The sequence below is a fragment of the Shigella sp. FC1967 genome, from assembly GCF_001743005.1.
In the GTDB taxonomy this organism is placed as follows: domain Bacteria; phylum Pseudomonadota; class Gammaproteobacteria; order Enterobacterales; family Enterobacteriaceae; genus Proteus.
On sequence record NZ_MIIZ01000111.1, the window covers coordinates 1 to 26,138 of the forward strand.

General features: G+C 39.3%; 23 protein-coding genes and 3 pseudogenes. 15 read left to right on the forward strand and 11 right to left on the reverse strand.

The window, feature by feature from the left end; all coding sequences use genetic code 11:
• Positions 1-560: 560 nt before the first annotated feature.
• Entirely contained in the window at positions 561-2,291 is a 1,731-nt protein-coding gene (gene argS / locus BHE89_RS00920; protein ID WP_069369066.1) for an arginine--tRNA ligase, read from the reverse strand.
• A gap of 172 nt (positions 2,292-2,463) precedes the next feature.
• Between argS and BHE89_RS00925 the strand changes: the two genes are divergently transcribed.
• Together BHE89_RS00925 and cutC are read left to right on the forward strand one after the other, a co-directional pair.
• Positions 2,464-3,018: a VOC family protein gene (locus BHE89_RS00925; RefSeq protein ID WP_069369067.1), complete on the forward strand. Its 555-nt coding sequence runs from the start codon at positions 2,464-2,466 to the stop codon at positions 3,016-3,018.
• Between the two features lie 154 nt (positions 3,019-3,172).
• Entirely contained in the window at positions 3,173-3,925 is a 753-nt protein-coding gene (cutC, locus tag BHE89_RS00930) for a copper homeostasis protein CutC (protein WP_069369068.1), read from the forward strand.
• A gap of 48 nt (positions 3,926-3,973) precedes the next feature.
• On the opposite strand, the gene BHE89_RS00935 is transcribed toward cutC, so the two are convergent.
• The 6 genes from BHE89_RS00935 to BHE89_RS00960 all read right to left on the reverse strand — a co-directional run bounded on the left by BHE89_RS00935 (position 3,974) and on the right by BHE89_RS00960 (position 9,044).
• Positions 3,974-5,548, reverse strand: coding sequence for an ATP-binding cassette domain-containing protein (locus BHE89_RS00935; RefSeq protein WP_069369069.1), 1,575 nt, complete (start codon positions 5,546-5,548; stop codon positions 3,974-3,976).
• 252 nt (positions 5,549-5,800) lie between these two features.
• Positions 5,801-6,025 (reverse strand): hypothetical protein, encoded by a 225-nt coding sequence (locus BHE89_RS00940; RefSeq protein WP_128860266.1) that lies wholly within the window; start codon positions 6,023-6,025, stop codon positions 5,801-5,803.
• Positions 6,026-6,191: 166 nt separating this feature from the next.
• Positions 6,192-6,602 carry a hypothetical protein gene (locus tag BHE89_RS00945; RefSeq protein WP_128860267.1) on the reverse strand — a complete coding sequence of 137 codons (411 nt, stop codon included), beginning with the start codon at positions 6,600-6,602 and terminating at the stop codon, positions 6,192-6,194.
• Between the two features lie 129 nt (positions 6,603-6,731).
• Positions 6,732-7,706 carry a tRNA 5-methoxyuridine(34)/uridine 5-oxyacetic acid(34) synthase CmoB gene (gene cmoB, locus BHE89_RS00950; RefSeq protein ID WP_069369071.1) on the reverse strand — a complete coding sequence of 325 codons (975 nt, stop codon included), beginning with the start codon at positions 7,704-7,706 and terminating at the stop codon, positions 6,732-6,734.
• Entirely contained in the window at positions 7,703-8,458 is a 756-nt protein-coding gene (gene cmoA, locus BHE89_RS00955) for a carboxy-S-adenosyl-L-methionine synthase CmoA (RefSeq protein ID WP_069369072.1), read from the reverse strand. Before cmoA ends, cmoB begins: the two co-directional genes overlap by 4 nt.
• A 187-nt stretch (positions 8,459-8,645) precedes the next feature.
• Positions 8,646-9,044: an MAPEG family protein gene (locus tag BHE89_RS00960; protein ID WP_069369073.1), complete on the reverse strand. Its 399-nt coding sequence runs from the start codon at positions 9,042-9,044 to the stop codon at positions 8,646-8,648.
• 267 nt (positions 9,045-9,311) lie between these two features.
• Here BHE89_RS00960 and aspS point away from each other — a divergent pair, with 267 nt between their 5' ends.
• From aspS to BHE89_RS00995, 7 genes are all read left to right on the forward strand, one after another.
• On the forward strand, positions 9,312-11,096 hold the full coding sequence (aspS, locus tag BHE89_RS00965; protein ID WP_069369074.1) for an aspartate--tRNA ligase: 1,785 nt from the start codon (positions 9,312-9,314) through the stop codon (positions 11,094-11,096).
• A 3-nt stretch (positions 11,097-11,099) separates the two neighbouring features.
• A complete protein-coding gene (gene nudB, locus BHE89_RS00970) occupies positions 11,100-11,534 on the forward strand; it encodes a dihydroneopterin triphosphate diphosphatase (RefSeq protein WP_069369075.1) in 435 nt (144 codons plus the stop codon).
• Positions 11,535-11,562: 28 nt separating this feature from the next.
• Positions 11,563-12,318, forward strand: a complete 756-nt coding sequence (locus tag BHE89_RS00975; RefSeq protein WP_006536597.1) for a YebC/PmpR family DNA-binding transcriptional regulator — start codon at positions 11,563-11,565, stop codon at positions 12,316-12,318.
• A gap of 124 nt (positions 12,319-12,442) precedes the next feature.
• Positions 12,443-12,964, forward strand: coding sequence for a crossover junction endodeoxyribonuclease RuvC (gene ruvC / locus BHE89_RS00980; RefSeq protein ID WP_006536599.1), 522 nt, complete (start codon positions 12,443-12,445; stop codon positions 12,962-12,964).
• A 103-nt stretch (positions 12,965-13,067) separates the two neighbouring features.
• Positions 13,068-13,688 (forward strand): Holliday junction branch migration protein RuvA, encoded by a 621-nt coding sequence (ruvA, locus tag BHE89_RS00985; RefSeq protein WP_069369076.1) that lies wholly within the window; start codon positions 13,068-13,070, stop codon positions 13,686-13,688.
• A gap of 12 nt (positions 13,689-13,700) precedes the next feature.
• Positions 13,701-14,711 carry a Holliday junction branch migration DNA helicase RuvB gene (gene ruvB, locus BHE89_RS00990; protein WP_069369077.1) on the forward strand — a complete coding sequence of 337 codons (1,011 nt, stop codon included), beginning with the start codon at positions 13,701-13,703 and terminating at the stop codon, positions 14,709-14,711.
• A gap of 33 nt (positions 14,712-14,744) precedes the next feature.
• Positions 14,745-15,107, forward strand: coding sequence for a macro domain-containing protein (locus BHE89_RS00995; protein ID WP_286145806.1), 363 nt, complete (start codon positions 14,745-14,747; stop codon positions 15,105-15,107).
• A 227-nt stretch (positions 15,108-15,334) separates the two neighbouring features.
• On the opposite strand, the gene znuB is transcribed toward BHE89_RS00995, so the two are convergent.
• Positions 15,335-16,120: a zinc ABC transporter permease subunit ZnuB gene (gene znuB / locus BHE89_RS01000; protein WP_069369079.1), complete on the reverse strand. Its 786-nt coding sequence runs from the start codon at positions 16,118-16,120 to the stop codon at positions 15,335-15,337.
• Entirely contained in the window at positions 16,113-16,838 is a 726-nt protein-coding gene (gene znuC / locus BHE89_RS01005) for a zinc ABC transporter ATP-binding protein ZnuC (RefSeq protein WP_069369080.1), read from the reverse strand. The genes znuB and znuC overlap by 8 nt, the downstream gene beginning before the upstream one ends.
• A gap of 74 nt (positions 16,839-16,912) precedes the next feature.
• Between znuC and znuA the strand changes: the two are divergent.
• The 3 genes and pseudogenes from znuA to lpxM all read left to right on the forward strand — a co-directional run bounded on the left by znuA (position 16,913) and on the right by lpxM (position 20,276).
• Positions 16,913-17,858 (forward strand): annotated as a pseudogene (znuA, locus tag BHE89_RS01010) (zinc ABC transporter substrate-binding protein ZnuA).
• 12 nt (positions 17,859-17,870) lie between these two features.
• Positions 17,871-19,196 carry a murein DD-endopeptidase MepM gene (mepM, locus tag BHE89_RS01015; protein WP_069369082.1) on the forward strand — a complete coding sequence of 442 codons (1,326 nt, stop codon included), beginning with the start codon at positions 17,871-17,873 and terminating at the stop codon, positions 19,194-19,196.
• 105 nt (positions 19,197-19,301) lie between these two features.
• Positions 19,302-20,276, forward strand: coding sequence for a lauroyl-Kdo(2)-lipid IV(A) myristoyltransferase (gene lpxM / locus BHE89_RS01020; RefSeq protein ID WP_069369083.1), 975 nt, complete (start codon positions 19,302-19,304; stop codon positions 20,274-20,276).
• Between the two features lie 80 nt (positions 20,277-20,356).
• Here lpxM and pyk read toward each other — a convergent pair whose 3' ends face one another.
• Positions 20,357-21,799: a pyruvate kinase gene (gene pyk, locus BHE89_RS01025; RefSeq protein ID WP_069369084.1), complete on the reverse strand. Its 1,443-nt coding sequence runs from the start codon at positions 21,797-21,799 to the stop codon at positions 20,357-20,359.
• A 230-nt stretch (positions 21,800-22,029) separates the two neighbouring features.
• Positions 22,030-22,874, reverse strand: a pseudogene (locus BHE89_RS01030) (MurR/RpiR family transcriptional regulator).
• 351 nt (positions 22,875-23,225) lie between these two features.
• Here BHE89_RS01030 and zwf point away from each other — a divergent pair.
• The 3 genes and pseudogenes from zwf to mdtI all read left to right on the forward strand — a co-directional run bounded on the left by zwf (position 23,226) and on the right by mdtI (position 26,067).
• Positions 23,226-24,702: pseudogene (gene zwf, locus BHE89_RS01035) on the forward strand (glucose-6-phosphate dehydrogenase).
• A gap of 589 nt (positions 24,703-25,291) precedes the next feature.
• Complete coding sequence (gene mdtJ / locus BHE89_RS01040; RefSeq protein WP_069369087.1) at positions 25,292-25,732, forward strand: multidrug/spermidine efflux SMR transporter subunit MdtJ; 441 nt, start codon at positions 25,292-25,294, stop codon at positions 25,730-25,732.
• A 2-nt stretch (positions 25,733-25,734) separates the two neighbouring features.
• A complete protein-coding gene (gene mdtI, locus BHE89_RS01045; protein ID WP_023582084.1) occupies positions 25,735-26,067 on the forward strand; it encodes a multidrug/spermidine efflux SMR transporter subunit MdtI in 333 nt (110 codons plus the stop codon).
• Positions 26,068-26,138: the final 71 nt, after the last annotated feature.

The following is a 26,138-nucleotide window of genomic DNA, read 5'->3' on the forward strand; positions in this document are numbered from 1 at the left end:
CAAATATTTTTTCTATTGATTCGTTATACTTGAAGGAGTTATGAATCATTAGATATTTCTAGTTTAAAGACATACTAAATGTTCACTTTTGTGATTTTTGGTAAAAATAACAATAAGAGTGCTCAAGGAGCTACTATGAAAAAAAGCAATTTATCATTTCTGTATCATTAGCTACGTTATTTTCTTGCAGGTTGTACTGCTGACGGAAAAATTAATACCTCAAAACTCACTCCAGTTAACTGTGTCGGTGTATTTGACAAAACTAATGAGGATCTAGCTTTCACAGCGAAAGACGACAATGACCGTTTATACAGCCCTAGTAAGCCAATAGACAGTGTCGATGGTTGGATTGACGTGAAAGATATTAGAGGATTGTTGTGTCAGGATGTTATAACTGCTAACGAAGATTAATGATTAAGTAGCATTGGAAATTTGATTGAGTCATTGTTTGAAGTGTTTTTTAGCAATATTGAATTAAGAATTAATGCTTAATAAAAAACCGATGGCTAAATAAATTACCATCGGTTTTTTTTATCACTCTATTTAAAAACAGAGATAAATTACATTCTATCGACTGTTTCGATACCTAAGGTATCTAAACCTTGTTTTAAGGTTCTCGCGGTTAAACGAGCCAGTTTTAAACGGCTTTGACGTGTGTTTTCATCTTCAGCAGATAAGATAGGGCAGTTTTCATAAAAGCCAGAGAAGGTTTGTGCTAGATCGTAAAGATAAGCACACATAACGTGAGGTGTTCCTTCACGAGAAACTTGCATAATAGTCTCATCAAATTGGACTAAACGTAATGCAAGTTGTCTTTCATGAGATTGTGTTAGTGAGATAGGTTGTGTTAACGCATTTTCATCAATTTCTGCACGTTTGAAAATTGAAGCAACACGAGTATAGGCATATTGCATATAAGGTGCCGTATTACCTTCGAAACTCAGCATTAGATCCCAATCAAAGATATAGTCTGTTGTGCGGTTTTTAGATAAATCAGCGTATTTAACAGCACCAATACCCACAACACGAGCAACGTTATTTAATTCCTCTTTATCCATATCTGGATTTTTTTCAGCAATTAATACACGAGCTCTTTCTTCAGCTTCATCGAGTAAGTCGGTTAAACGTATAGTGCCACCAGAACGCGTTTTAAATGGGCGACCATCTTTACCTAACATCATACCGAACATATGGTGTTCAAGTGACATTGAGTCGGGGATGTAGCCAGCTTTACGCACAATTGTCCAAGCTTGCATTAAATGCTGGTGCTGACGAGAGTCGATATAATAAAGTACACGATCAGCATGTAATGTTTCGTGACGGTATTTTGCACAAGCAATATCAGTTGTTGTATATAGGTAACCACCGTCTTTTTTCTGAACGATAACCCCCATAGGTTCGCCTTCCTTGTTTTTATATTCATCAAGGAAAACAACGGTTGCACCTTCACTTTCTACGGCAAGACCTTTTGCTTTCAAATCGGCAACAATACCTGCCAACATGGGGTTATAAAGACTTTCACCCATAATGTCATCTTCGGTTAATGTCACGTTAAGGCGTTGATAAGTCACTTGGTTTTGTTGCATAGTGATATCAACTAATTTACGCCACATTGTACGGCAGTATTCATCACCACTTTGTAATTTTACAACGTAATTACGGGCACGCTCTGCAAATACTTCATCTTCATCATAGTGTTTTTTCGCTTCACGATAGAACGCTTCGAGATCAGATAACGCCATATCAGCGGCGTTTTCATTCTGCTTTTTCTCTAAATACGCAATTAGCATACCAAATTGTGTACCCCAATCACCAAGGTGATTAGCACGAACAACATGATGACCTAAGAAAGATAAAGTACGTGCACTTGCATCGCCAATAATGGTCGAACGTAAGTGACCAACGTGCATCTGTTTTGCAACGTTTGGAGATGAATAGTCGATAACAATAGTCTGAGGTTCAACGGGTGTTACGTTTAGATGTTCATCTGCTAATGCGTATTCAGCTTGCTTTGCAACCCATTGTGGAGATAAAAAGATATTGATAAAACCTGGACCTGCGATTTCAACTTTATCTGCAATATCCGTAATATCGAGCTTTTCTAGGATCTTTTCTGCGAGTTGTCGGGGTGGGATCCCCATTTTTTTTGCAGCTCCCATGACACCATTTGCCTGATAGTCACCAAATTGTACTTTGGCTGACTGACGGACAAGAGGTTCGCTATCAGCGGGTGCACCAGCAGCACACATTGCCACACTGATTTTTTCTGAAAGAAAAGCCTGAATATTCACCGGGTTACCTTAAATTATTGAGAAAATAAAACCTGACGACAAAAGTCTGACAGGTTTCTTATAAAGAATTAGGATTAACCTTGAATTTATAACATATTCCGGCTAGAACATGCTACCATCTCGGGCTTATCTTTAAGGTTTTTTCTCTGTTTTTTCATTAAGGTTATTCAAAATGGTGTTATTTTCTTCAGTTTCTCAATTAAATGATTTAACTCACGAGCTTTCTTTGTTTGAAGAAAATATGACGCTATTTGCTGAGAGTTTGGGTATAGATTTATCCGCCTATTTGACTGATCATGTATCGTTACGTTGTCACGATTTAGTGTTAGCGGAGCAGTGGCGAACAGGATTAAGCCAATGTGGAAAGTGTATTTCTGATAATGTCATTAATGGGCGCCCAATATATCTATTTCACTTAGAAACGCCATTAATTATTTTAAACCAACCTGTTTCAATGGTTGAATTGCCTTTTCCTACGAACAAAAAATATGAATACCAAGGTTGGGAGCATATTGAACAAGTGATCACTGTTGAACCTACGGATCTAGTGAATAAAGTCATGTCTTTTTTACCTCAAACGTTACCTGAGGGTGTTAGCTTAAAAATTAGCGAACCTAAAGGTGAGAAAGAGCGTTTACCTAATCCAACGGTGGCTATTTCTAATGGAAAAGTGACCGTAAAGTATCATCCTTATTCGTTACTTGAAATCGTTGAAAGTGAGTGTTGAACGACACTTTAAGAAAATAGTTTGCTTGTGTCAGCACAAAATTCTGATAACAGAATTGAATGAGTAACGAGATTCGACAACTATTGTTAGCAATCGCTGAGAAATGATATTTATTTTCTGATTACTTTCTTTATTAAGGATGGAGAGGGATGATATGGCTACATTGGAGATTTGTTGTTTTGGCGCTGAATGTGCGTTGGTAGCAGAACGAGCAGGCGCAGATAGAATAGAGCTGTGCACGAGTCCGGCAGAAGGTGGTATTACACCAAGCTTTGGAATGCTACGACAAGTCAGAGATCTGGTTCGTATTCCCGTTCATCCTATCGTTCGCCCCCGTGGTGGTGATTTTTGTTATACACAAGCTGATTTTTCAGCAATGAAAAATGATATTAGTTTGATCCGCGATATGGGATTTTCAGGTGCCGTTGTTGGTCTTTTAAATGAAGAAGGGCATATTGATTTGCCTAAAATGGAAATTTTAATGGAGCTTGCAGGTCCATTAGCCATTACGTTCCATCGTGCTTTTGATATGTGCATTAATCCATTATTAGCGCTGGAACAACTGACTCAACTCGGTGTTTCTCGTATTTTAACGTCAGGACAGCAGGCAAATGCAGAACTAGGTTTGCCATTATTACGAACGTTAAATGAAAAAACACAAGGCCCTATAATTATGGCTGGAGCGGGTGTAAGGCTCAGTAATATCCAAAAATTCCTCGATGTAGGATTAAAAGAAATACACAGTTCAGCAGGAAAACAGGCACCTTCAACCATGATTTATCGTAAAGCGGGTGTAACGATGAGCTCTGACAGTGAGGTGGATGAATTTACACATTACTGCGTGGATGAAGATACTGTTGAAGCGATGAAAGATATTATGAGTATTCATGCGCCATTAGCATCTTGATTGCACGGCTACAATAGCCTAGAACTGCGCCTTTTGTGGCGCAGTTTTTTATATAGTCTTGTCTAATAACAGCGTATGAGTAATACCACAACGTTTAACAAAAGCTTCATCATGCGAAACCAGTAACAATGTGCCTTGGTATTCAATAAGTAGATTTTCCAATAGTTGTTTGGATTCGATATCAAGGTGATTATCTGGCTCATCAAGTAATAATACAGCAGGGGGTTTGGGGCTATGTGTTAACGCTAATAACGTTGCTTTTAATTGCTCACCGCCACTGAGTTTTTCAAGTGGTAGTAACGATTTATCACCTCTAATTCTCAACATTCCAAGACGTGTTCGCCATTGTTCGACAGAAATCGCCGGTTGATATTGATGGAGTGCTTGTGCAACCGGTAACGTTTTATCAAGTAAAGCAAGATGTTGATCAAGATAACAATAGTTTTTATTGAGACGAAATTCACCAGAAAGTGGTGCAACGTGTTCGATCAAACATTTTAATAGTGTGGATTTTCCGCACCCATTTTTACCTTTTATATGCCAATGCTCATTGCCGTAGGCTGAAAATGAAATAGGGTGCTGAAAGCCATACGGAAGCTGAAGATTATTAACAAATACATTTAAACGATGACCATCGCTTTGGTAGTCCAAGACCATTTTTTGCTGATGAATATGTGTTTTTTCCTCATCAACGCTTTGTTTTTGTGATTGCATCTCATCGATTACGCGCTGATGTCGCTTAGCAACTGCTGATTGTCGTTGTTCCGCTCGATTGGTTTGCATATCTAATAAAAGTAAGCTTTGAGAGCCACTTTGCCTAAGTGATTCGCCTTGTCGTTTCCGTTGTGCTGCTTTTTGTAATGTTGCTTGTTGCTGGCGTTTCTCATTTTTGATTTGGCTATTTAGTCGCTCACTTGCGGCTTCCAATGATGCTATTTCTGCACTTTTTTGAGTCTCATATAACGTATAATTTCCACCATATTCAGATAAACCTTTCTCACTTAATTCAAAAATGGTATCCACATACGAGAGTAAGTTTCGATTGTGACTTATCATAAGAGAGCCCGCTTTATGCTGAGCTAATTGTTTTATTAACCACTGCTGCCCTTGATAATCAAGATGGTTATCTGGCTCATCTAGCAGTAAAAAACTATTCTCGCATAAAAAAGCGCGACAAAGTGCTAAACGTGTTTGTTCTCCACCGCTTAGATTGGCAATAGGGGTATCTAATGCGACAGGAAGTTGTGCTGAATCTAATATATTCTGCCACATGGCCGGAAGTTGCCATTTACCATCGAGTAACTCAATATCTTCTAATGTAGCAATACCCGCATCAACACGTTGGAATGCTTGGTTAATTTTATGAATACCTAATGCTTGAGCAAGTGTATCGCCTTGTAGTCGTGTTAATTGATCAACATGAACAAAAGGCATATTCCAATTAACTTGACCTGAAGTCGGTAATATTTTTTGCGCTAATAATCTTAATAGTACGGATTTCCCTTTACCATTGGCGCCGATTAATGCATTTTGCTGGCAAGTCAGTGAGCGAGTTAATGGCGGAAAAAGCGTTCCTTGATTAAATTCAATAGTCAGTTGTGAAAAGTGACAGGCTATTGTCATAGTAATACCTCCTAAGTGAAATAGGTGGCAGACAGCCGAGATCTTTTTCTAGATGCGACGAAATAAATTATTGTCTGCCAGTAACAGAAAATGAATACCCCAAAAGGTATATGAGAAATTTTCTGGCAGAATTTAATTCATCGTAGGGAAGTGCCTTCTTAAAAAGAGAAATAATCAGTGTGGTAACGCACGTATTTAAACATGAATAAAGATGAACAACAAGTGTTCTATTTTAGAATGATTGTTCTGTATTTATTTTGGTTGTTTTAGTTTTTGTATTACACGCTGATAAATAGGGATTACACTATTTATCGTAATAAAAACCAAAGGAATACCATAGAATAATGTGCCGTAAGCCATACCAACATGTGGAACATTAAAATAGTCGCTGTGCTGTGGAATTAAATAAAGATAGTTAATTTCATTTAAATATTGTGGCGTTAACCCACCATAAGGGACTAAGAACTTAAATATCATGACAGAAAAAAAGGCATAGCATAAAAATTTAACACTAAGAGTGCAGAATAGAATAAGTTTTTCCCCATCTCTTCTTTAGTTTTTATTTGGTAACCATTGATAATTCGATTGGCAACAATCACAGCATAGAGCCAAATAATCAGGTTTTCATCCCCCCATAATCATGCTATTGATAATAAGCGCAAATATTCCATAAAAGGGAATAAGAGCAAAAACAAGTTTCGTTCGAGCAAATGCAGCCATAAAAAACGCCGGAATGTACAAGAATAAACTCAAATAAAAATAAAACCGTTAGATTATAAATGGTTTGAACTGAGAAATGTTCAGGAAACCACCAAACAGTAATAATAAAAGCGATATATAAAAGTTGTGTGGCATAGTCAAATAATGAAAAAAAGAGGTGTACTCCTCGTTGTAATGGCGTTAATGGAAGGTGTTTTGCTGATGTGGTTTCGACAAAGGACGAGAAAATAGGATCATCATATTGCTGACGCTTATTTTTTTGTAAAAGCGCGTGTTGTTTTTTTCGTGTTATTTCTTTTTGAGTAGCAACTTTGCTCTTTGATGCCTTTGCCATAGATTTCTTTAATCGTTCATCTGCAAATAAGAGGACGTATAAGGTATTTTTAATAAAAAACAAGATGAATATTATGAAAGAAAGGGATATTAAATAACTTGATATCCCTTTAGAACTCAATAAAAAAAACTAAGGCTTAGTGGCAATTAATATTGCACGTTTAGGTGCGGGATAACCTTCAACGGTTTTGGTTTTATCATCAGCATCTAAGAATGCATCTAATGAATCAGTGACCATCCAATCGGTTTTACGTTGCTCATCAAGAGAGGTCGTATTTTCATCGACAATACGTACATTTTTAAAACCACATTTTTCTAGCCAAACTTTTAGCATTTTGGCAGATGGAATAAAATATACGTTACGCATTTGTGCATAACGTTCACCTGGGATCAGGCATTGGAATTCATCACCATCAACAACAAGGCTTTCTAAGACTAATTCACCACCAGAAACTAATTGGTTCTTTAATTGCCATAAATGATCAAGGGGGGAACGGCGATGATAAAGTACACCCATCGAGAATACAGTATCAAAGGCATTTAATTCAGGCATTTGCTCAATACCCACAGGGATTAAATGTGCGCGTTGGTCATTACCTAATAATTTTCTGACCGCTTCAAATTGGCATAAGAAAAGTTGAGTCGGGTCGATCCCGACAACAAATTCTGCGCCTTCTCCTAACATTCGCCACATATGATAGCCACTACCACAACCAACATCTAATACCAAACGGCCTTCAAGCGGTGAAAGATGAGGTAAAACACGATCCCATTTCCAATCAGAACGCCATTCCGTATCGATATTAACGCCATAAAGTGAAAATGGACCTTTACGCCATGGCATTAAATTTTTTAAAACGTTGCTTAATCCCAGTTGCTCGCCTGTGCTTAATGCTGGAGTATGCTGAGCAGTCACTCCATTTTTCAAATCAAGCTCAGTGGGTGTAATTTCAGGTAAACCCTCAAGCATTCTTTCCCATGAGGAAAAGTGACCGTGTAACGCATTTGAACGCCATTCTGATAATTGGGCAGGCAATGTATCTAACCAATGAAATAAGCGCTCATCCTGCGCAATAAGTTGATAAAACGCGCCAAAATTAATCATTCATTGTTGCCTTTAATCGCTAAAAGAGAGCCGAAATTAAAACATTGGAACCAAACTTCCGTATGTGGGAAACCTGCGTTATGTAAACGAGTTTTATGCGTTTCAACAGAATCAGTCAGCATAACATTTTCTAACATACTCCGTTTTTGACTAATTTCTAATTCGCTGTAACCGTTAGCTCGCTTGAAATCATGATGCATATTGAATAGCAACTCACCAATTTCTTTATCTTCAAAACTGAATTTTTCAGAAAGCACTAACACGCCACCAGGATTAAGGCCTTGGTAAATTCGGTTTAAGAGTATTTGGCGATCGTTCGGTGCTAAGAATTGTAAGGTAAAATTAAGCACGACCATTGAAGCATTATTAATTTCGATATCAAGAATATCACCTTCAATAATCTCAACGGGTGTATCAGCTTTATAGGCATCAATATGGCGCTGACAGCGTTCTACCATGGCGGGTGAATTATCAACACCAATAATTTTACAGCCAGTAGCATCAATATTACGACGCATGGAAAGGGTTGCTGCGCCTAAAGAACAACCTAAATCATAGACTTGGCTATTGGGCGTAACAAAGCGACCTGCAAGCATACCAATCATGGAGATGATATTAGAGTAACCGGGAACTGAGCGTTTTATCATATCAGGAAATACTTCAGCGACTTTTTCATCAAAGCGCCAGTCACCAAGATTAGCAATAGGTGTCGCAAATAAGCTGTCTTGTTGTGATGATTTTGAATTCGACATAACTAAAATAGGTTTAAGGAATAAAAGAAGCGAGTATTCTATCAGAAGCGACGGTGCTCACAAAGTTGCATTATTTAGAAAGAATTGGGAAAAAATAAATAAACCTTTTTGATACCTTGCCGTTATTAGACACAACAGCAAGGATGTCGATTTTGATCATGGATGATCATGTTATTCCTGCGAGGACTTAGTAATAAAAGGAAAAGATTTGTATCCAAGGAAGGAAATAAATATTAGCAATGATCATCAATAGCATTGATAAATAAGTGGCTGCCATGCCTGAACGACGCCAGCGAAGTTCACGGTGTTTTAACCCATAAGAGTGTAAAAAGCGACCTGCGATTAAAATTGAGCCACAGATGTGTACCATCCAAACAAAAGCACCATTCATTTCCATGACCAGTAATAAGATCATCGAAATCGGAATATATTCTACCGCATTGCCGTGAACACGGATGGCTGTTTGTAATTCATAAAAGCCACCATCGCCATAAGCAACTCGATATTGTGTTCTGAGTTTTACAACATTGAGGGATAATTTAATCAATAATAGTGCGCCCAGTATGATATAAAGCGAGCTAACCATCTTTTCTCCATTGCCAAAGCCAAAAAACGGCGAATTTAATGATAAACCTCAAAGCGACTTCTGTCGCTATAAATAATTATTATTAATTAATTGTTTGGGGATTAGCAAATCCTTGAAAAGATGTATCATATAATCTAGGTCTATACTCTTATCTCCGGGAAGAATTTTCGTTATAATGTCTGCCTTTTTTTTTGACACTACTCGAAAAAGACTATTGCCAAAATTTCCGCAGCAGAAAGCACAACAAGCTGAGTAAAAGGATATTGTATGCGTACTAATTATTGTGGGCAGTTGAATAGCGCCCATGTGGGCCAAAAAGTGACTCTTTGTGGTTGGGTTAACCGTCGCCGTGACTTAGGTGGACTTATCTTTATTGATATGCGAGATCGTGAAGGTATTGTTCAGGTCTTCTTTGACCCAGAGCAGAAAGAGGCATTTTCTCAGGCTTCAGAACTGCGTAATGAATTTTGTATTCAAGTCACAGGAACAGTACGCGCTCGTCCTGATAGCCAAGTTAATAAAAATATGGCAACAGGTGAAATTGAGTTAGCGGCAGAATCTCTGTCTATTTTTAACCGTTCAGAGCCATTACCGTTAGATAGTAATCAAACAAATACGGAAGAGCGTCGTTTAACTTATCGTTATTTAGACCTGCGTCGCCCTGAAATGGCTGAACGCTTAAAAACCCGTGCTAAAATTACAAGCTTTGTTCGCCGTTTTATGGATGGTGAAGGTTTCCTTGACGTTGAAACGCCAATGTTGACAAAAGCGACACCAGAAGGTGCGCGTGACTATTTAGTACCAAGTCGTGTACATAAAGGTAAATTCTACGCATTACCACAATCACCACAGCTTTTTAAACAGCTGTTAATGATGTCGGGTTTTGATCGTTACTATCAAATCGTAAAATGTTTCCGTGATGAAGACTTACGTGCTGACCGTCAGCCTGAATTCACACAAATCGATGTTGAAACCTCTTTCATGAGTGCAGACCAAGTGCGCGAAGTCATGGAGCGTATGATCCATGCATTATGGTTAGATATTCTTAATGTCGATTTAGGTGCGTTCCCAGTAATGACTTTTGCTGAAGCCATGCGTCGTTATGGTTCAGACAAACCCGATTTACGTAACCCAATGGAACTGAAAGACATTGCTGATTTAGTCAAAGATGTTGAGTTCAGTGTATTTGCACAAGCGGCTAATGATGAAAAATGTCGTGTTATCGCATTGCGTGTACCAGGCGGCGCATCATTAACGCGTAAAAATATTGACGAATATACACAGTTCGTTGGTATCTACGGCGCTAAAGGTCTTGCGTGGATGAAAGTCAACGAAAGTGCGAAAGGCATTGAAGGTGTACAAAGCCCAATCGCTAAATTCTTGACTAACGATGTTGTTAACTCAATTTTAGAAACAACAGGCGCAACAGATGGTGATTTAATCTTCTTTGGTGCGGGTCGTAAAGGCACAATCAGTGATGCGATGGGGGCTCTGCGTTTGAAAGTCGGTCGTGATCTTGAGCTGACAGACTTAAACGCATGGAAACCATTATGGGTTATCGACTTCCCAATGTTTGAAGAAGATGAAGAAACGGGGGGCTTAAGTGCAATGCACCATCCATTTACTTCACCAAAAGACCTATCACCTGCTGAGTTAACAGCACATCCAGTAGGTGCGGTAGCCAATGCGTATGATATGGTTATCAATGGTTATGAAGTGGGTGGTGGTTCAGTGCGTATTCACCGTAATGAAATGCAACAAGCGGTATTTAGCATTTTAGGTATTACGCCTGATGAGCAACAAGAAAAATTTGGCTTCTTATTAGATGCACTTAAATTTGGTACTCCACCACATGCAGGTTTAGCATTTGGTTTAGACCGTTTAGTGATGTTGTTAACTGGTACTGATAACATTCGTGATGTTATTGCGTTCCCTAAAACAACCGCAGCTGCGTGTTTAATGACAAATGCACCAAGCTTTGCTAATGAAGATGCTTTAAAAGAGTTAGCAATTGCAGTGACTCAAAAAGAAGTTAGCGAAGATAACGAGTAAAAGATGAAATATAAGCGCCCGATATCCGTTTTAGTTGTTATTTATGCAAAAGAGACCAAACGGGTGCTTATGCTTAAGCGTCGAGATGATCCTGATTTTTGGCAATCTGTAACCGGTAGCTTAGAAGCAGACGAAACGCCATTTCAAACGGCGTTACGTGAAGTGCAAGAAGAAGTTGGAATTGATATCATAAAAGAAAATCTTGAGCTGGTGGATTGCCATCGCTCAGTTCTTTTTGAAATTTTTGCACATTTTCGGCATCGTTATGCACCTGATGTGACACATTGTCAGGAACATTGGTTTACATTAGCACTGCCCGCGGAGCGAGAACTTGTGCTAACTGAGCATTCGCAATACCAATGGCTAGACGCACCACTGGCGGCAAAATTAACAAAATCCGCCAGTAATCAACAAGCGATTGAAGAATTTGTTATTTAATGATTAGACCACGTTTGGAGATATTTTCATGGCAGGTCATAGTAAATGGGCCAATACAAAACACCGTAAAGCAGCGCAAGATGCGAAACGCGGTAAAATTTTCACTAAAATCATCCGTGAATTAGTTACAGCAGCACGTTTAGGTGGTGGTGATCCTGCAACTAACCCGCGTTTACGTGCGGCAGTTGATAAAGCATTATCAAACAACATGACTCGTGACACCTTAAACCGTGCGATTGCACGCGGTGTGGGTAATGATGAAAATGATAATATGGAAACTATCATCTATGAAGGTTATGGTCCTGCGGGTACTGCTGTGATGGTTGAATGCTTAAGTGATAATCGTAACCGTACTGTTTCCGATGTTCGCCATGCATTTACCAAAACTGGTGGTAACTTAGGAACAGATGGTTCTGTCTCTTATCTGTTTACTAAAAAAGGTGTCATTTCTTACGCACCGGGCGTTGATGAAGATGCTGTTATGGAAGCGGCATTAGAAGCGGGTGCGGATGACGTTGAAACTTATGATGATGGTGCTATTGATGTTTACACGACACCAGAATCGTTTGGTGAAGTAAAAGATGCAATGGATGCAGCGGGTTTTGTTGCTGAATCAGCAGAAGTTTCAATGATCCCATCGACTAAAGCAGAATTAGATATTGAAACAGCACCTAAATTAATGCGTCTTATCGATATGCTAGAAGACAGTGATGACGTACAAGAAGTGTATCACAATGGTGATATCTCGGATGAAGTTGCAAAACAACTGGAAGATATCCTGTAATCGTTCTAGCGATTATCGAAAATAACAGTGCTGACTGCTGTTATTAAAAGTGCGAAGAGAAGAGCAGCGCAGCTTTTTTTGCTCTTTTCTCTCGCCATCGACCATATCGGCAACAGGAATTGATATGGCTATCATTCTCGGTATAGACCCCGGTTCACGTGTTACAGGCTATGGTGTAATTCGACAGCAAGGGCGACAACTTATCTATTTGGGAAGTGGTTGTATTCGCACACAAGTTCCCGACCTTCCTAATCGACTTAAACGTATTTATGCGGGTGTTAGTGAAATCATTACTCAATTTTCACCCGATGTGTTTGCGGTTGAACAAGTATTTATGGCTAAAAATGCTGATTCTGCACTCAAGCTTGGACAAGCGCGTGGTGTAGCAATACTTGCCGCAGTTAATAATGATCTTCCTGTTTTTGAATATGCGGCGCGTCAAGTGAAACAGACTGTTGTAGGAACGGGAGCTGCTGAAAAAAGCCAAGTGCAACATATGGTGCGTTCAATATTAAAATTATCTGCGGCTCCACAATCGGATGCTGCTGATGCATTGGCAATTGCGATTACACATTGTCATTTTAACCAAAATTTATTACGTGTAGGTGATCCGCGCTTAGTATTAACGCGAGGTCGGTTAAGATAAGTTGTTATCTTAGTAAATGTCTTTGGTTTTTCACAGGCTGGATATACGTCCAGCTTTTTTTATGTTATAAACTTGACGTAATTATTTTTGCGGAGGCATTAGGGTGATAGGTCGTATCAGAGGAATTATTCTTGAAAAACAGCCACCAGTGGTGCTGATCGAGGCAGGTAATGGCGTAGGTTATGAAATCAATATGCCAATGACCTGTTTTTATGAATTGCCTGATATTGGTCAAGAAGCCATTATCTATACGCAATTTATCGTACGTGAAGATGCACAATTACTTTATGGTTTTAATCAAAAACAAGAGCGCGCACTTTTTCGTGAATTAATTAAAGTCAATGGTGTAGGACCTAAACTTGCTTTAGCTATTCTATCTGGCATGTCTGCTCGCCAATTTGTGACGGCTATTGAAAATGAATCTATCACGTCATTAGTAAAATTACCGGGTGTAGGTAAGAAAACAGCTGAGCGTTTGGTTGTTGAAATGAAAGATCGTTTTAAAGGTCTTAATGGTGATTTATTTGAAAATAATGATATCGAGTTACCAGAAAGTACTTCTCCTAAAGCGCCAAAAGCGGCTGATATTGAAGCCGAAGCTTCTGCTGCATTAATCGCATTAGGCTATAAACCACAAGAAGCTGCAAAAATGATCAGTAAAGTGGCAAAACTGGGTACAGATAGCGAAACGCTTATCAAAGAAGCGTTGCGTGCGGCTATTTAGGAGTAACACATTGTGATTGAAGCAGATCGCCTGATTTCAGCAGAAATTCAACAACCTGAAGAAGAAATTATTGATAGGGCTATTCGTCCTAAATCTCTTGCCGAATATGTCGGACAACCGCAAGTTCGAGAACAAATGGAGATTTTTATTCAGGCGGCTAAATTGCGTCAAGATGCGCTCGATCATTTGCTTATCTTTGGACCTCCTGGATTAGGTAAAACCACATTGGCAAATATCATTGCGAATGAAATGGGGGTTAATTTACGTACGACATCAGGCCCTGTACTTGAAAAAGCAGGCGATCTCGCCGCGATGCTAACTAACCTTGAGCCTCATGACGTATTATTTATTGATGAAATCCATCGTCTTTCACCGGTTGTTGAAGAAATTCTTTACCCAGCAATGGAAGATTATCAACTTGATATTATGATTGGTGAAGGGCCTGCGGCTCGTTCAATTAAAATTGATTTACCTCCATTTACCTTAGTGGGGGCAACCACAAGAGCGGGCTCTTTAACCTCACCATTGCGTGACCGCTTTGGTATTGTTCAACGTCTTGAGTTTTATAATGTTGACGATCTACAACACATTGTGTCTCGTAGTGCCAGTTTTATGGGATTAGAGATGACAGATGAGGGTGCTCGTCAAATCGCAATGCGTTCACGAGGCACTCCACGTATTACTAACCGATTATTGCGCCGAGTGAGAGACTTTGCTCAAGTAAAAGGCAATGGTGCTATTGATGAAGAGATTGCATCTAAAGCGCTTGATATGTTGAATGTAGATGCAGCAGGTTTTGATTATTTAGATCGTAAACTCCTTTTTGCCATCATTGATAAATTTATGGGTGGCCCAGTAGGACTAGATAACCTTGCGGCAGCTATTGGTGAAGAGCGTGAAACCATAGAAGATGTATTAGAGCCTTATTTAATTCAGCAAGGTTTTATTCAGCGCACACCACGAGGTCGTGTTGCCACTAATCATGCTTATCGTCATTTTAATCGTATTGTTGAAGAGCCTTAAAATTGGTATCGGATGAGGTTGAAGGTGATTTAAATGATAGAACTGACACAAGGTAATCTTTTACATGCAAACACTGAGGCAATTGTCAATGCTGTCAATTGTGTTGGTGTCATGGGGCGCGGTATTGCCTTACAGTTTAAAAAAGCATGGCCTGATAATTTTAAAGCTTATGCTCTAGCATGCAAAAATAAAGAACTGACACCGGGTGTGATGTTTATTTATGAAATAAAAAAAGCGACTAATCCCCGTTTTATTGTCAACTTCCCGACTAAACGACACTGGCGAAATGCAAGTTGCATTGAAGATATTGAAGCTGGATTAATTACACTGGTTGATGAAATTAAACAGCGCAAGATTAAGTCTATTGCTATTCCACCTTTAGGGGGGCGGGTTTAGGTGGCTTAGAATGGTCTATGGTGTATGAAAAAAATTAAAAGCGCAATGGAACCCTTAACGGATGTTCATGTGCTAATTTATTCTCCTATAGACGAAACAGAATTAAGTAAAAAATAGAAATATCAATGTTCAGATATTCAATTGAATAAAGATAAAAATAAACCCCAATAACATAGTGTTGTTGGGGTTTATTTTTATTTCGTTATCTATCTAACGTGCTGGAAATATTACTGTTTAGCCGGTGCAAATAAACTCAAGATAAACAGGCAACTCGCCGCTAAAACTACAGACGGGCCAGCAGGGGTATCATAAAAAGCAGAGAAGGTTAAACCGCCTGTAATTGCCAACATACCAACAGCAATTGCAATTAATGCCATTTGCTCTGGAGAACGAGCAAAACGACGTGCCGTTGCCGCAGGGATGATGAGTAAAGACGTAATGATCAACGCGCCGACAAACTTCATGGCTAAACCAATGGTTAATGCAGTGATCATCATTAGCTTTAAGCGTTCTCGCTGAATATTTACACCATCAACAAATGCCATATCTTGATTAATTGTCATGGAGAGCAGTGGGCGCCATGAACGAATAATCACAAATAGAACAATCACAACACCAATAAAAATACTGATAACATCTTGATAGTTTACAGACAGTAAATCACCAAACAGATAAGCCATTAAATCGACACGTACATTCGACATTAAACTCACAACCACAAGCCCTAAAGAGAGCGCACTGTGTGCCATGATCCCTAAAAGAGTATCAACAGAAAGTTGAGGTTTTAACTCTAACCAGACCAATAAAATGGCGAGAAGAAGCGTGACTGCAATAACAGCATAAAAAGGCTCGATATTAAACAGCAAACCAAAAGCAACACCCAGTAGTGAAGCGTGCGCTAAGGTATCACCAAAATAAGACATACGACGCCAAACGACAAAAGAGCCCAAAGGGCCCGCCGCCATTGCTAAGAGCATACCGGCAATCCAACCCGGTAACAGCAACTCAATCATGACGACACTCCTTACTATGTTGGTGATGATGACGATAAATACCCAGTTGCTCAGCACCACGACTTCCAAACATGGCAATAAATTCAGGGTGAGATGAAACAACATCAGGTGTGCCCGAACAGCAAATATGACCATTTAAACAGAGGACTTCATCTGTTTTTGCCATTACAAGATGAAGATCATGAGAAACCATCAATATGGCACAACCTAATTCATGACGTAGCTGATTAATTAAATCATAAAGTGCTAATTGACCATTAACATCAACACCTTGAGTCGGCTCATCTAAGACTAAAAGCTGAGGTCGATTAAGTAAGGCCCTTGCTAATAATACACGTTGTGTCTCACCACCAGAAAGTTTCTGCATAGGCTGATTGATTAATTTAGCCGCATTAACGCGTTCTAAAGCAGGGAGAATATCTCTATCATGAACACCTGGTTTTAGTGTCATAAACCGTTTAACGGTGAGTGGCATGGTGGGATCGAGATAAAGTTTTTGTGGCACATAACCCACTCGTAACGCATTTTGACGTTCAACTTTTCCAGAGGTTGGATGTAATAAACCAAGAACTAAACGGATAACCGTGGATTTACCCGCACCATTAGGGCCAAGTAAAGTAAGAATACGGCCTGCTTTTAAATCAAAAGAGATATCTTTTAAAATTTCTCTTTCACCAAAAGAAACAGAAACCGATTTTAAACAAATCAAGTCAGACATAAAATTAGCACTTGCAGAATCATTGAAACGTTATAATATAACATTTCCAATGATGATTCACGAGAATTCTTCCTATGTTACATAAAAACAACAAATTTGCGCATCGTTTTTTATTGAAATCATTTTTAACGACAGCGATGATAAGCTCATTCACTGCTTCAGTGCAGGCTGATGTCGTCGTTTCCATTAGACCAATAGGATTTATTGCTGCGGCTATCGCTGATGGAGTAACACCAACAGAGGTTTTATTACCAGATGGGGCATCTCCACACGATTATGCATTAAAACCCTCGGATTTGAAGAAAATCACTTCCGCCGACCTGATGGTATGGGTTGGACCTAATATGGAAGTATTTTTAGATAAGCCATTAAACAGACTTACTGACAATCATAAGTTGGCTTTAGCGGAAACTGACGAAATAAAGTCACTTTTATTGAAAGATGATGATGACAATGTCCATAAACATGAGGAAAATCACGAACATCATTCTCACGGTGATTATAATATGCACATCTGGTTATCACCAGAGATTGCGTTGTCGTCTGCAAAACAGATCCATGAAAGGTTAATTATGCTCTATCCAGATAAAAAAAGAACTTCTGGACGTAAACCTAGGTAAATTCAGCGAACAACTCAAGCAAACTGATAAAAATCTTGTTAATATTCTGTCGCCTGTGAGAAATAAGGGTTATTTTGTCTTTCATGATGCTTATGGCTACTTCGAAAAACATTATAATTTAAAGCCGTTAGGTCATTTTACGATCAACCCTGAAATACAGCCGGGTGCGCAGAAATTACATCAAATACGAACACAGTTGGTTGAGCAAAAAGCAACCTGCATTTTTGCTGAGCCACAATTTAGGCCGACAGTAATAGAAACAGTGGCGAAAGGCACTGGGGTTAAAATGGGTGTATTAGACCCCCTAGGAAGTGGGATTGCACTGACTCAAGAGAGTTATACAAAATTCCTTACCCAACTAGCTAACCAATATGCGAGCTGCCTGAATGAAACACAATAAGGAATTAAGAAAGTGCAGCAGAAGAAATCCATTGCACAGGTATATTTAAGTTTACCACTCCCACATAAGATCATGCTCGGTTCGTTAACTGCTGCAACACTGGCCGTCGCAATTTGGCGACCAGTGGTTCTTCAAAACGAGCAAAACCGAGAAGTCCCTGTCAGCATTCAAATGCCTTCAACAGTACAAAGTGAAAATACGGATGACATTATTACTGACAGTAGTGATCAACTCACTGATGAAGGTTTAGTCGATGCTGATGATAGCTCAGATACAAGCATCGCAGTTGCCCAAGTCCCTCATACTTATATTGTCTCTAGTGGTGATTCACTAAGTTCAATACTAACACAGTTTGGTATTGATTCTGCTGATATCGCGACCATCTCTAATCAAAATAAAGATCTTAGAAACCTTAAAATCGGGCAGCCTATTAGTTGGGAACTTGATGATAATGGGTTGCTAAAAGAGCTAAGTTGGGGTGTTTCTCGCCGTGAAACGCGTGTTTATACCCGTACAGAAACGGGTTTTAATGAGACAAAAACGTTTCAAAAAGGTGAGTGGAAAAACAGTGTTACCACCGGTGTTATTCGTGGCAGTTTCTCTGTTAGTGCAACGAATGCAGGTTTAACGAATTCAGAAGCCCGTGCAGTGACTAAAGCATTGCAATGGCAAGTAGACTTTAAAAAATTACAAAGTGGTGATCAGTTTGCCGCACTTTTTTCTCGTGAAGTGCTGGATGGTCGTACAGAGCAGAGTGAACTGATTGGTGTGCGTTTACGTAGCGCAGGCAAAGATTATTATGCTTTCCTTGCGGAAGACGGTCGTTTTTATGATAGTCAAGCTGGTGGGTTAGAACGTGGATTTATGCGATTCCCAACGGTGAAACAGTTTAGAGTTTCCTCTCAATTTAACCCTCGTCGTATTAACCCTGTTACAGGCCGTTTAGCCGCTCATAAAGGAGTCGACTTTGCTATGCCAGTAGGCACTCCTGTATTAGCAACAGGAGATGGTGAAGTTATCGTGGCAAAATACAGTGGTGCCGCAGGTAACTTTATAGCTATTCGCCACGGTAGCCAATACACAACACGTTATATGCACTTACGTCAGTTACTTGTAAAACCAGGACAACGAGTTAAGCGTGGGGATAGAATTGCGTTATCAGGGAATACAGGACGCTCTACGGGGCCTCATTTGCACTATGAACTGTGGATCAACCAACAAGCAGTTAATCCACTAACGGCAACATTACCTCGTGCTGACGGTTTAACGGGTAAAGACAAACAAGAATATCTTGCCAAAGTAAAAGAGATTAAACCTCAATTAGTGCTAGCTGATTGACAATAAACACGATTTTAAAGACATAAAAGCGGATGATTGTTATCATCCGTTTTTGTTTTAATATTTTTTACACCCATTTGGGATATCAGTTCAGAGAGTTATCTGATGAATAAAGAAAAAGATACAGATAGCAAAGCGGGTTATGTACCCACTTTTCACCGCGCATATTTGCATCCTCGTCATTGGGGAACATGGTTAGGTGCAGGTGTATTAAGTGCATTAGCTTATATGCCAGTAAAATGGCGAGATCCCTTTCTTGCTTCTATTGGTCGTTTTGTTGGGCGTAAAGCGAAAAGTGCAAGACGTCGTGCAGATATCAACTTGAGATACTGTTTTCCAACATGGAATAAAACACAACGTGAAAATGTCCTCGACAGTATGTTTGAAACGGCGCCTCAATCTTTTGTGATGTTAGCAGAGCTTTGCTTAAGAGGCCCTGATCGTATATTAAAACGTACCTCTTGGCAGGGATTAGACATTATTGAGCGTTTTAAAGCGCAAGGTCGTAATGTGATTTTTATGGTGCCTCATGGTTGGGCAGTTGATATTCCGGCAATGCTATTAGCATCAACTGGCCAAAAAATGGCAGCGATGTTTCATCACCAAAAAGATCCCGTTGCTGATTATTTATGGAATAAAGCACGTCATCATTTTGATGGTCGATTACATTCACGCGAAGCAGGCATTAAGCCTTTTATTTCTTCTGTGCGACAAGGTTACTGGGGTTATTATCTACCAGATCAAGATCATGGCGCAGAACATAGCCAATTTGTGGATTTTTTCGGTACCTATAAAGCGACATTACCTGCGATAGGGCGGTTAATGAAAGTATGTCGAGCGGCTATCGTACCGTTATTCCCAGTGTATTGTCATAAAACACATCAGCTTAGTATTATTGTTCGTGAACCCATGGATGATATTGAAGACAAAGATGATGCATACATTGCACGTAGAATGAATGAAGAGTTAGAAGCATTAGTGACACCAACGCCAGAGCAATATACGTGGATCTTAAAATTATTGAAAACACGTAAAGAGGGCGAAATAGAGCCTTATGCGAAAGAGAATATTCTGGACTAGTTTTTGCACTAAAAATAAGGAAATAAAAAATGGGCACTTTATTAAGTGCCCGTTTTGTTATTAAGATTTAGGATTTGGTGTTATTCAACAGTCAGAATACGACATGTATTGGTACTACCGACGGTACCCATTAGGTCACCTTGAGTGACTAACACTAAATCACCAGAAACTAAGAAACCTTTATCACGCAAACGACCAATTGCTTCATTAGCCGCAGCAATACCATCAGTGTGAGTACTACAATAAACAGGTGTGACACCACGATAAAGTGCAGTCTGATTTAATGTTTTTTCATGGCGAGACATGGAGAAAATTGGCAAACCTGTACTAATACGAGACATCATGCGTGCAGTACGGCCTGATTCAGTCATTGCAATAATCGCATTAACGCCTTTCATATGGTTAGCTGCATACATGGTAGACATCGCGATGGCTTCTTCGACGGTATCAAACACCATATCTAAACGGTGCTTAGAAACATTGGCAGCGGGCATTTTTTCAGCGCCTAGGCAGACCTGTGCCATTGAAGCGACGGTTTCTGCGGGGTACTGCCCTGCGGCAGTTTCTGCCGACAACATAACGGCATCTGTACCATCCAATACGGCGTTAGCAACGTCCATTACTTCGGCACGAGTTGGCATAGGATTTGTTATCATTGACTCCATCATTTGCGTCGCAGTGATAACGACACGATTAAGCTGACGAGCACGACGAATTAATTTTTTCTGTACGCCAACCAGCTCCGGATCACCAATTTCAACGCCTAAATCCCCACGAGCAACCATCACCACATCTGAAGCAAGAATGATTTCATCAATGATTTCATCATTAGCAACCGCTTCAGCTCGCTCTACTTTTGAAACAATTTGGCATTCACAGCCTGCATCACGGGCTAAACGGCGAGCAAGGTTAAGATCTTCGCCCGTTCTTGGGAATGAAACAGCAAGGTAATCAACACCGATTTTTGCCGCAGTAATAATATCTTGCTTGTCTTTTTCTGTTAATGCATCAGCAGAAAGGCCTCCGCCGAGCTTATTAATACCTTTATTGTTAGATAAAGGACCACCGACAGTCACTTCAGTAAAGACTTTTAAACCCTCCACTTTGAGGACTTTTAACTGAACTCGACCATCATCAAGAAGTAAAATATCGCCTGGAACGACATCGGCTGGTAAGCCTTTATAATCAATACCTACTTGATTTTGATTGCCTTCGCCTTTTTCGAGCGCGGCATCAAGTAAGAATTTATCACCGACATTCAGGAAAATTTTTCCGTCTTTAAAGGTAGATACACGGATTTTAGGGCCTTGTAAATCCCCAAGAATAGCAACATGGCGACCTAATCGAGCTGCAATTTCACGCGTGCGATTAGCGCGAGCAAGATGATCTTCCGCAGAACCATGAGAGAAATTTAATCGAACAACATTTGCGCCAGCAATAATAATTTTTTCTAAGTTATTATCACGATCTGTTGCTGGGCCTAAGGTGGTAACAATTTTTGTTCTTCTGAGCCGTCTGGACATGTATTACTCCGTTGACCTTGAAAGAAAGGTGTTGGCAATTGGATAAAACAGAAATTAGACTGCGCTTTATCCAATATGTTAAGTGAAACGCTTCAAGCTAATTGTAACATACACGACTGTTTTCATTATATGCGAGAGTTAGCTCGCAGATATGCTACCATTTTTCAAAAACTTATCTAGTCAGGGGCACAATGGAAGTGTGACAATACTAACAGAATAATTAAAAACGGTTACTTATCAAACCGTGAATTACGTAAAGCTTCTTTGACGCGCTTCAAGTTATCTCTGAATTTTGGTCCTCGACGTAAAATAAATCCTGTTGCAAGAACATCAATAATGGTGAGTTGTGCTAGGCGGGAGATCATCGGCATGTAAATATCAGTATCTTCAGGCACATCAAGCAAGATGGGAAGGGTTGCTTCAGAGGCTAAAAGAGAGCCCTGAGTTGTAATGGCAATAACGGCGGCGTCGTTTTCGCGTGCGATTTTGGCAATTTCAACTAAATTTTTAGTGCGCCCAGTATGTGAAATAATAACAACAACATCACCATCAGTACTATTTATACAACTCATGCGTTGCATAACAACATCATCGAAATAAGTAATTGGAATATTAAAACGAGAAAATTTATTCATGGCATCGTGAGCAACGGCTGCCGATGCACCTAAACCAAAAAAAAGAGATTTTTTTTAGCTTGCGTCAAAATATCAACGGCCCGATTGATAGCTGCGATATCAATATTATTTTTAACGTCTTCAAGTCCTGCCATTGCAGATTCAAAAATTTTATTGGTATAAGAAGAGACAGTATCGGAATCATCAATATTACGATTTACATAAGGTGTGCCGTTGGCAATGCTTTGTGCTAATTGTAATTTGAAATCAGGGAATCCTTTTGTTGCCATACGACGGCAAAAGCGATTAACAGTTGGCTCACTGACATCAGCCGTTTTAGCCATTAAAGCAATACTTGAATGGATAACGGTTTGTGGCGCAGTTAAAACAGCTTCTGCGACTTTTTTTTCTGATTTACTCAAGATGTCCAGATTAGACTGAACTCTTTCCAATATATTCATTAAATATACAGATCCTTGGCTTTACCAATTTCAATAAAAGGAGAAATCTATAACAGTTTTATGAAAATATACTACGCAAAGAACAAGGCTTGCAGTGTAATCCATCGGCAAACAGGGCTTTTTTCGTTAAAGTATGACGAGTGTCTAACTTTCAAAGCTGAAAACAAGAAACAAAACTGTTGTAAAGTTACAAGAAGAGATAAAACACTCGGCATAAAATGAAGCATTACAAGATGTGTGGTAAGTTAGAGACTAAAATGCGCAAGTGTATTTACTGAATACACCCAAAAGAGTACATTAATACAAAATTCTGTAACAAAATTACAAAATCTCATCATGAGGAGACGTTCTATGGCAGCGATATCGACTGCTCAGGCCTGTGATCTGGTTATCTTCGGTACGAAAGGGGATCTCGCACGCCGTAAGCTCATTCCATCATTATATCAATTGGAAAAAGCAGGATATATTCACCCTGACTCTCGCATTATTGGTGTCGGTCGTGCTGATTGGGATGTTGAGGCATATAAAAAATGTCGCTCATGAAGCGTTAAAAACCTTTTTAAAAGAAGAGATTAACCCTGAAGTTTGGCAACGTTTAAGTGAGCGCTTAGATTTTTGTAATCTTGATGTTAATGAAACAGACCATTTCATTGAGTTATCAAAGCATCTAAAACAAGATAAATTACCGGCTATCTATTACTTTGCTATGCCTCCAAGCACCTTTAGCGCAATGTGTCAGGGATTAGGTCATGCAAAATTAAATAAAGAGCCTAACCGTGTCGTAATGGAAAAACCATTAGGGACAGATTTAGCGTCTTCTGTTTCTATTAACGATAGCGTAGCGAAATACTTTAAAGAAACTCAAATTTATCGTATTGACCACTATTTAGGTAAAGAAACGGTTTTAAATCTATTAGCACTGCGTTTTGCAAACTCATTATTTGTTAACAACTGGGACAATAAAACGATTGATCATGTCCAAATTACGGTTGCAGAAGAAGTGGGTATTGAAGGGCGTTGGGGATACTTTGATCAAGCGGGTCAAATGCGTGACATGGTGCAAAATCACCTATTACAAATCCTGACTATGATTGCGATGTCACCACCGGCGGATTTAACTGCTGACAGTATTCGTCAAGAAAAAGTAAAAGTTTTACGCTCATTACGCCGTATTGATAACACGAATATTCGCGAAAAAACGGTTCGTGGACAATATACGGGTGGCTTTGTGCAAGGTAAAAAAGTACCAGGTTATCTAGATGAAGAAGGTGCTAATAAAACCAGTAATACAGAAACATTTGTGGCAATCCGCGCTGATATTGACAACTGGCGTTGGGCAGGTGTTCCGTTCTATCTAAGAACGGGTAAACGTCTACCAAGCAAATGTTCAGAAGTTGTGGTTTATTTTAAAAAGCCTGCGCTGAATATCTTCAGTGAGACTTATCAAGAGTTACCACAAAATAAGCTGACGATCCGTTTACAACCCGATGAAGGCATCGATATTGAAGTGCTAAATAAAGCACCGGGGCTCGATCATAAACACCGTTTACAAACAACCAAGTTGGACTTGAGCTTCTCTGAAACATTCAATCAAACACATTTAGCGGATGCTTACGAGCGCTTATTGTTAGAAGCTATGCGCGGGATCCAAGCGCTATTTGTGCGTCGTGATGAAGTAGAAGAAGCATGGAAATGGGTTGATTCAATTATCAATGCATGGGAATGCGATAATGAGTTGCCTAAGCCATATCAAGCGGGGACATGGGGACCGGTTGCATCTGTTGCCATGATCACCCGTGATGGTCGCTCTTGGAATGAAATTGAATAATTGATTTTGATTGTCCATTCTAAAAAGAAAACACCCAGAGCTATGCTGGGTGTTTTTCTCTTCAGTAACTATTTTTAAGCATAATTACTGGCTAATAAATGAATAAAACCAAGCTAAAACGAAAATTGTTTCAATAACTATTCATAAGACTTATAAGCCATAGCACAATAAAAAATTAAAACTTAAACAAAACCAACCAATTAACGAAAAAAAATTTCCTTAAAAGCATTGCTTTAAATAATTTGGCATGATAGAAATATCATGTAACATTTAACCATCTTATATGAGGGTTCGGAGTATATCGTGCGGATGGTCTGTGCGATGAAAGAATAAATAATCATGACTAGCGCCAAAAGCGTCAAAGTTAAACGTTCTACCTATAAGTTATTCCTTTCTGCTATTTTATCCAGCGAACACTACTGGTGTGGCGCATTATAGAAACCTCTCATCTTAATCCCTGAGTTATCAGGAAACGACGTTGCCTTAACGTTCGGTTACTATTGCCGCCAGAAAGACTATCTACATATTCTCTATCTTCTGTGCAAGAAACGTTTTGGCGTATTTCGAATATGTATGAGAGATGAAAAAAATGATTTATTGGATATTTTTAGCATTAGCTATTGTTTGTGAAGTTATCGGTACTTTATCGATGAAGTACGCCAGTGTGAGCGGTGGTTACACTGGTATGATTGTGATGTGGTTAATGATTGCCACTTCCTATATCTTTTTAGCCATAGCCGTCAAAAAAGTGGCATTAGGTGTAGCATATGCACTGTGGGAAGGTATTGGAATTGTCATTATTACAACATTTAGCGTTCTGTGGTTTGGTGAATCACTCTCACCATTAAAATTAGGTGGTCTTGCAATGTTAATTGCAGGGATCACACTGATCAAATCAGGTACTAAAAAATCGACGGTTGCTAAGAAAACAACAGAATCGGTGAAAAGTATTGCGGGTAAAGCCAAGCATGTTGCCAGTGCTGTAAAAGGAGCGAATAAGCCAATTCCTGCCAATATCAAGGAGGCTTAATTATGTTAGCTCAATTTGAATGGTGGCATGGTGCGTTTTTAATACTTGCCGTAGTGCTCGAGATTGTCGCAAATATATTCTTAAAAATGTCTAACGGCTTTAGCCGAATGGGATTGGGAATATTATCATTGTTTTGTGTGTTAGGTGCTTTTAGTGCGCTTGCGATGGCCGTCAAAGGAATAGAGCTTTCGGTAGCCTATGCACTTTGGGGAGCATTCGGAATTATTGCAACTATCGCCGCTGGTTGGATTTTATTTAATCAACGACTCAATTATAAAGGATGGGGTGGGATTATATTATTACTGGTTGGCATGGTAATGATTAAATTTGCCTAAATCTAATTAACTTAATGAGTAATGAATAGGTAAGAGCAACAAGATAAATACCACAGTAAAATTAGAAAATA

Excerpts from the sequence above, each read along its gene's own strand:
- BHE89_RS00925 (WP_069369067.1), top strand. The coding sequence starts at position 2,464 with ATGGTGTTATTTTCTTCAGTTTCTCAATTAAATGATTTAACTCACGAG.
- cutC (WP_069369068.1), top strand. The coding sequence starts at position 3,173 with ATGGCTACATTGGAGATTTGTTGTTTTGGCGCTGAATGTGCGTTGGTA.
- BHE89_RS00935 (WP_069369069.1), bottom strand. The coding sequence starts at position 5,548 with ATGACAATAGCCTGTCACTTTTCACAACTGACTATTGAATTTAATCAA.
- BHE89_RS00940 (WP_128860266.1), bottom strand. The coding sequence starts at position 6,025 with ATGATATTTAAGTTCTTAGTCCCTTATGGTGGGTTAACGCCACAATAT.
- BHE89_RS00945 (WP_128860267.1), bottom strand. The coding sequence starts at position 6,602 with ATGGCAAAGGCATCAAAGAGCAAAGTTGCTACTCAAAAAGAAATAACA.
- cmoB (WP_069369071.1), bottom strand. The coding sequence starts at position 7,706 with ATGATTAATTTTGGCGCGTTTTATCAACTTATTGCGCAGGATGAGCGC.
- cmoA (WP_069369072.1), bottom strand. The coding sequence starts at position 8,458 with ATGTCGAATTCAAAATCATCACAACAAGACAGCTTATTTGCGACACCT.
- BHE89_RS00960 (WP_069369073.1), bottom strand. The coding sequence starts at position 9,044 with ATGGTTAGCTCGCTTTATATCATACTGGGCGCACTATTATTGATTAAA.
- aspS (WP_069369074.1), top strand. The coding sequence starts at position 9,312 with ATGCGTACTAATTATTGTGGGCAGTTGAATAGCGCCCATGTGGGCCAA.
- nudB (WP_069369075.1), top strand. The coding sequence starts at position 11,100 with ATGAAATATAAGCGCCCGATATCCGTTTTAGTTGTTATTTATGCAAAA.
- BHE89_RS00975 (WP_006536597.1), top strand. The coding sequence starts at position 11,563 with ATGGCAGGTCATAGTAAATGGGCCAATACAAAACACCGTAAAGCAGCG.
- ruvC (WP_006536599.1), top strand. The coding sequence starts at position 12,443 with ATGGCTATCATTCTCGGTATAGACCCCGGTTCACGTGTTACAGGCTAT.
- BHE89_RS00995 (WP_286145806.1), top strand. The coding sequence starts at position 14,745 with ATGATAGAACTGACACAAGGTAATCTTTTACATGCAAACACTGAGGCA.
- znuB (WP_069369079.1), bottom strand. The coding sequence starts at position 16,120 with ATGATTGAGTTGCTGTTACCGGGTTGGATTGCCGGTATGCTCTTAGCA.
- znuC (WP_069369080.1), bottom strand. The coding sequence starts at position 16,838 with ATGTCTGACTTGATTTGTTTAAAATCGGTTTCTGTTTCTTTTGGTGAA.
- lpxM (WP_069369083.1), top strand. The coding sequence starts at position 19,302 with ATGAATAAAGAAAAAGATACAGATAGCAAAGCGGGTTATGTACCCACT.
- pyk (WP_069369084.1), bottom strand. The coding sequence starts at position 21,799 with ATGTCCAGACGGCTCAGAAGAACAAAAATTGTTACCACCTTAGGCCCA.
- mdtJ (WP_069369087.1), top strand. The coding sequence starts at position 25,292 with ATGATTTATTGGATATTTTTAGCATTAGCTATTGTTTGTGAAGTTATC.
- mdtI (WP_023582084.1), top strand. The coding sequence starts at position 25,735 with ATGTTAGCTCAATTTGAATGGTGGCATGGTGCGTTTTTAATACTTGCC.